Here is a 6441-nt window from a genome sequence, read left to right as displayed (position 1 = left end):
CAGATTCGAAATCAGGACATGGCGATTTACTTCGCACGGCGTCGGCGTAATGACGGAACATATCCGGTAAAGGTTCAGATTAATCAATTCAAGCTGTGGGACTTGGGCGTACAGGATGCCTTTCTGGAGTCGCTGGAGGTGCTAACAGCACTTGGATTTTCATATGAAGCATCCAAGCCTAACCGGATTGACCTATGCGTCCATTCAGACCAATTTAGATGGACGCTGGACGACCTTAAAATGATGGAGTACCCAAGGAATGTGGGTAACGACAATAAGCCTAATTTTGTAAAATTAGACCCATGTACGGGGGAGTTCGAGACGGTGTACTTTGGAGACCGTTCACGATTGCAAATGCGTCTTTATAACAAGTCCATTGAAATTACTAAAAAAAAGAAAGAGTATTTCCGAGAAATTTACAAGCAGCATGGTATGGACGCTGAAAAAATTTGGAACTTGGAGTTTGAGGTGCATCGAGACTACCTGAAGGGCTTTGCGTGTGAAGAGACGGGCGAGACGGGGATATTTGATACGATGGACTTCTTACTCCGTTTGGACGGGCTGTCGCTGCTCTGGACGCATTTAATGAGTAAATTCGATCATCCGTCCGCATTTTGGAAAACAGTCCGCCAGGGCGACCCAAATCACTTTGTTGAGACGAAGAATTATATCTTCCGGTTAAAAGATATAGACACTACAAAGGAGCGGGAAATTCCGCAAATTCGCGGCAGACTGCAGAAACTGATTCTGAATGAGCAGCTAGAACCGGATGCCGATTTCTTTATTGAAGCTATGAAGATATTCGTAAACATGTTCCATGACAATGAAGGGGAGAAGGAGAAGGATTTCACAGAGGATGTGTTGAAAAAGCGGAGAGCGCTCATGGATGTGCAAATGCTTAAGAGAACTATGGCAGAGCGGCAGAAAACAAGCAATAAGCTGGAGCTGTTGGAAGAGCTTCTTCATAAAAAGAGGCTGCATAACGCAGAAAAGGTGCTAATAAATGAAAATGCTCATTGATCCGTGGGGGATTCAATGAGCGAATTAAACACTGTGAAGAAAATATATTATTTTTCGTACCTAAAGTAAAGTGATTTGTCCCCAAAATAGGCTGTTTTGTATCCAAAGTGCGCTGTTTTGGGGACAAATCACATCGTTTTGGATACAAAAACATGTTGCAGCGGTTTTGTTAATTGCGTTGACTGTCTCGAGCGTAGAGAACTATCATTAAAACTGGCACGAAAATAGCCTGTTCATAGCGGGATTTGTAGCGTTATTAATCCGATATAGGGAATGATAGCTAAGATGAAAAAAACCAAGGATATTGCTGCTTTTCTTGGAGTTGAACCCGGTACAGTTCGTAAGTATTGTGGAGCTCTTGAAAAGCATGGGTATATCGTTTTTAAGGACGGAAGTGGGCAACGGCAGTATAGCGATAAAGACGCTACGGCCTTTCAAGAACTTAAGGCGCTATGCGAGCGTAGCGGTATGACCGTAGATTCAGCAGCAGAAGTAGTAGCCACAAGGAATTTAAGGTCATTCGATGCTATAGCGCCTTCTGTTTTAGAGTCGGAAAAACATGACCTAATGCGATATGATAAGCGCTATGACCAAATGATGGAGGCCGTTAAAGAGATGGCCGAGCGTAACGAGCGACAGGCGGCAGAGTTGGAACGAATTCATAAGCGAATGGATGACCAAAACGCTAACATAACGGTGATTTTGCGCGAAATATTGGAGACTCGCCGTATGCTGGCGGCTGCAAATGATAAAAAGTGGTGGAAATTCTGGCGTAAGTCTAATGATTCTTCTTAATCCTAGTGATTTTTAAAGCTTTGGCGTGGAACTTGAAAGAAAAATATTTAGTGGTAGGGTGATTTTTTACGCGCAGGATAATTAATATATTATATATATTAATCTAAGTGCTTATTTTTAACATATAATTACAATTAAAACATGGAAGAACGCTAGTAATTCCGTTGACAAAAATTTATTCAAAGGTTACTGTTTAGACAAATTTAATATCCAACCCCAACCCTTGATGCGTCAACATCAAGGCCGGGAACTTAGCGAAGGTTGCTCCCGACGCTGAGTTATACATAAAGTACGATGGACTAACACAGTTTAGTCTATCTGTATATATTTTGGCAATGGAAAAGGACGGGGGCAAACCCTGTCCTTTTTTTCGTTTTCAAGAGTTGGTGTGGATAGGGATGCAAGGGGGAATTACGATGGCATATCTAAAATCACCTAAGACCTATATTGACGATTGCAACTATTTCGGAGAAGAAGTTAATCCTGTGAAATTAAATGAACTTTGGGAAAATCGTATTGAAAAAATATGCCTTAAGCAATTATTAATGACCTGTGAATTAAGCGGAAGAATTGCTGTGAATGGTCAAATTATGAGTCGAAAAGAACGGGAGAAATTCAGGGAAAACCGTTACTTATGTAATGAAAAGCCATATTATTTATTTCCTACTGATCAAATTCCATTGTACGTATATCTCAAAATAAACCCAAAAGAAGATCAACTAATTTATGAAGTTAATTAATATCTGGTAAAGGGGTATGTGAATATGACAATGTTTTTGAGAATGGGCGATTTTATCGGGGGAAAGAGAGAATGGGATTACGATATAAATAAACTTTCATCAAATGCTTATAAGCTTGCTCGTAAAACTATGACACAAGAGGAAGCTATTAATGCTGCAAAAATATTTACATTGTCTAGTTTTTTTTCTTTAACTGAAAATCTTTCACATGATAAAAGAATTAATTCAGACGAAGCAATAAGAATTTTGAAAAGAAAAATTTTCGAATTTGCTAATGTTTTAGATTTTGGCATAGAAAATTTAGAAAACTCAGAAAATTCAAAAGTAAGAAATCTGTGACGGTGGGACCGTGGGGCGTGGGATGTATTAGATATAAATATATCTATATTACGCTGCACGGTTCTTACTTTTCTTTTGGATCAAAGTGATTTTAGGAGATGAAGTAGAAGTGAGCATTGTGCAGATAGAAAAAATAGAAAATGACCCTCAAGAGTTTTTGTATCGTTTCCCTGATATAACTGCTGTTGAGTATCATAAGATGCAACAAGAATTTACTTTTTGGAAAACTGTTCAGATCGCTGAAAGAGTTGCAAAAATATCTGGATTACTGCTTGTGCCTAGGGCATGTATTCATTGGGAAAGAAAATCGAAATTTGATCCTGAGCGACGAATAATTATTAAAAAAAGAGTCTTTTATCTAATTTCTGAAACTGAAATGACGGAGATAGAGAAAAGTAAGTATCATGATTTCAATGAATTATTCCCTAATTTCCTGTCATATAAAAAATTAGTGGATAAAAAAGCAAAACCTTCAGACGTATGAGGGGTTTGTCTTTTTTTTGTGTGTTAAGCAGTTTCATTATGGGGTGGATGGAAAACGGTCTGTGAGTGGTTTAGAGCGGCAAAGGATGATTTTAGTATTTAAGTAAGGGCTTGTACTTGTCGGGGCTAGTATGGTGGCTAGAAATCGGTCTGTGAGGGTCTTGGAGCGGCAACGGCTGATTTTAGCGTTATAAATAAGAGTTGATGCCTGTCGGGGGGGGAGTAGGGTGGCTGGAAATCGGTCTGTAAAGGGATTGTAAGGGCAATAGCTGATTTTAGTATAAAAGTAAGGGCTTATGCTTGTCGGGGCTAGTATGGTGGCTAGAAATCGGTCTGTGAGGGTCTTGGAGCGGCAATGGCTGATTTTGGAGTTGAAATTTGAAGTAAAGGCTTATGCACGAGACAATTATCAATCAAGAACTATCTTGCAAATAAGATAGTATTACTTTAAAATCACCTCGTAATTAAGCATAATTACGAGGTGATTAAATGAGTAAAATTTCATGGGGAAGTAATAGAGATTTAAAAAAATACGACTACGATATTAAGCAATACTACAAAAATCTTGCAGAAAGTTGGAACAAACTATCAGATCATATTAGCAAACCGACAGATCGTCGAACAAATAAGTATCACGATTATACTGATTTTTTTGAGAATCTGTTGTATATGTGGGATATGATAGTTCAAAACGAACAAGAACAAAATGAACATATACAAAACTTAAAACAAGAATTAAACAAATGGACAGAACAACAAAAAGGTCGAAAATCTAAACTAACAGATCAAAAAAAATCTAATATCATGGAATGGAAAAAGGAGGGAATATCAAATAGTGAGATAGCAAGGCGAATTGGTATCTCAGAGGGAACTGTTAGAAATTTTTTGAGAATAAACAAATAAGCCAAGGTGGCTTACAATTATGGTTATTGGGAGGGAGAGGTAGAATGCCAAACTGGAAAAAAATTCAGATTACCGATGAAGCTATAGAAAGCGCGCATCGGATGAACTCATCTATTTCAAAAGATGATGCTTTTGATCTTCTCTTGGATTTAATAGAGAACGGAGAACATGCGAAGTTTAAAGGGATCGATCAGGACGGGGTGGAGTGTTACCGTCTTGAAAATGAGTATATCTACATCAACAATAATTTGTTGGTGAATTATAGCCGGAGAAATCGGTATTCGCTCAAAACGGTTACAGAAATCCATGCAGCAGAGGACGGAAGATGTGAAAACTGCGGAAGAGCAATGGATAAAAGGGCAGTTCAAATTCGTAGAATTGACCCATTTATATTTAACGAATTGAGTAATTATGTTTTGCTGTGCCCGGACTGTATGATAAATCAGCCTGACGTGCTTGAAGACGCGAAATTTGCTGAAGCCACTATTGAACGTTATCAGGAAATCCAAAGCGTTTCGCTAGATCAGGCGATACGTGAGTTAGATATAATCAAAAACAATTTGGTTTTATTGTTAGTAAAGGGAGGTCGGAGAAAGTATTGGCTTCCTAGTTTAGGGGTTTTTACATATCATCAAGGTGAATTGAGTATTGAAAGCTTTTATAAGAATGTAAACCCTCCTCTTGAGAAGAAGCTGCAGAAAAGATCAAGAAGATGGAGCGAAATAACGACTACATAGATGCTTATTTCTTCTGAGAGGTAAGGCGGCGAGGCTAGAAGGTAAAGTTAACGCGTTGCGCACCACCCCAAGTGAGGAAAATAAATCTTCTAAATAAAAAAGCCTAGCAATGAATGCTAGGCTCATGGTAATATTTTCTTAGATAAATGAAAAGGCCACGTTTCACGACGGCTAGAATTTACTAGATTCTAAGCTGTTTAACCGATCGACACATCGGAGAAACAGGCGCGGCGCTGAAAGCATGGCTTTGTATCTCATTGTAGCGGATTTTTAGTCTGTGATCAATAGGAACTAAGTTGCGGAAAGGCCCTCCTGAATCCCTTTGTGGAATCAGGAGGGCCTTTTTTCGTATCGGTTCCGTAGCGGATGTGTAGCGCCTTCCGTAGCGGTTATAGCGCCTCATGAAAGCCGTCACCGCATAGCGGCCGGAACGGAGTGAAGGACCCGAAGGGTTGACGAGTGGTTCCTGCCACCTACCCTAACAGCCGTTTCCGAACCTTGTGTTCGGGAACCTGCTACCCGGCGAGGGAAGGGTGCAGGGCATAGCCCGCCTGCCGGAGGCATTAGGGTTCAAGGGTGTCAACCCTTGCCGCCGGAGGCAAATCATTTTTAGAGAGGATGAGTTTCGTGATACTGAACAATGTGCAAAAAAAGACAATTAAAGAGTTGCCTGATGGAGAACATTACACAATCGGAGGTGTTTCGGTAGGCGAGGATAAGAGATATGAAGTTCATAGAGTGAGTCATCTTGAATACAGGGTTGGAGTTTATGCTTTGATGATTTGCTTACATCTTGATTATTTCGATAATTCAGACGAAGTAATACGCTTCATAGAAGTTCATTAATCCGTAGTTTTCTCGCACTTATTCTATTGTTAAATATTCATAGAGAATGCAAGGATTTGGAGGAAGGGTTAGGGGCGTAAATGCTCAAAATGGTGCGAGACCCCAATGCTTATAATATGGGGTCACGGTAGACCCTCTGAATACGAGCCAAACCCTTACTGCTCTAAGGTTTGAGCCCTCCACTACACGAACGATGAAGTAAACGGGAGTAAATCATACGATAAATCTAGAAAACAACGCTTTTTATATCTAAAATCGAATTTTATATGTGTTGATGTTTAGGAGGGGTTGGAATGCCGCAATTATATACTAAGAATAACGGGACAGTTCGGGGAAAAAAAAGGTATTGTCCTGATCCAAAGCATTTTCTGTTCAATGTCGACACGCTTTGGTATACATATGATGCCGATAATTACGATGCGGTCATGCAGGAAGGTCTTATGCAGCGCCTGATTGACGGTAAAAGCATTTCAGAAAACGGAGAGGATACAGACTACATACAACTGCTGTTGGGGCGCTATGAGTATCCTGTGACGTTTAGTATCGAATCCAGCGGTCAAGCGCCTATCTATGCCTTT

The 6441-nt window shown here is 39.8% G+C and carries 7 protein-coding genes and 1 pseudogene; all 8 read left to right on the top strand.

Features of this window, described 5'->3' with window-relative positions:
• On the top strand, window positions 1–1020 hold a 1020-nt coding region (locus tag NST74_RS29840; protein ID WP_341116047.1), incomplete at its 5' end, for a hypothetical protein.
• 285 nt (window positions 1021–1305) lie between these two features.
• Complete coding sequence (locus NST74_RS29835) at window positions 1306–1815, top strand: DUF3967 domain-containing protein (RefSeq protein ID WP_341116046.1); 510 nt, start codon at window positions 1306–1308, stop codon at window positions 1813–1815.
• Between the two features lie 416 nt (window positions 1816–2231).
• A complete protein-coding gene (locus tag NST74_RS29830) occupies window positions 2232–2555 on the top strand; it encodes a hypothetical protein (RefSeq protein ID WP_341116045.1) in 324 nt (107 codons plus the stop codon).
• Between the two features lie 24 nt (window positions 2556–2579).
• Window positions 2580–2894 (top strand): hypothetical protein, encoded by a 315-nt coding sequence (locus NST74_RS29825; RefSeq protein WP_341116043.1) that lies wholly within the window; start codon window positions 2580–2582, stop codon window positions 2892–2894.
• Between the two features lie 109 nt (window positions 2895–3003).
• Entirely contained in the window at window positions 3004–3378 is a 375-nt protein-coding gene (locus NST74_RS29820) for a hypothetical protein (protein ID WP_341116042.1), read from the top strand.
• Between the two features lie 488 nt (window positions 3379–3866).
• Window positions 3867–4280: a LuxR C-terminal-related transcriptional regulator gene (locus NST74_RS29815; protein WP_341116040.1), complete on the top strand. Its 414-nt coding sequence runs from the start codon at window positions 3867–3869 to the stop codon at window positions 4278–4280.
• A gap of 44 nt (window positions 4281–4324) precedes the next feature.
• Window positions 4325–5017, top strand: coding sequence for an HNH endonuclease signature motif containing protein (locus NST74_RS29810; protein WP_341116039.1), 693 nt, complete (start codon window positions 4325–4327; stop codon window positions 5015–5017).
• A gap of 1139 nt (window positions 5018–6156) precedes the next feature.
• Window positions 6157–6441 (top strand): annotated as a pseudogene (locus NST74_RS29805) (replication initiation protein); the annotation flags it as partial.

This window comes from Paenibacillus sp. FSL F4-0125 (genome assembly GCF_038008565.1).
Lineage (GTDB): Bacteria > Bacillota > Bacilli > Paenibacillales > Paenibacillaceae > Paenibacillus_AQ.
Note: the sequence above shows the minus strand (reverse complement) of the source record. Positions and strands in the feature narration are given on the sequence as shown.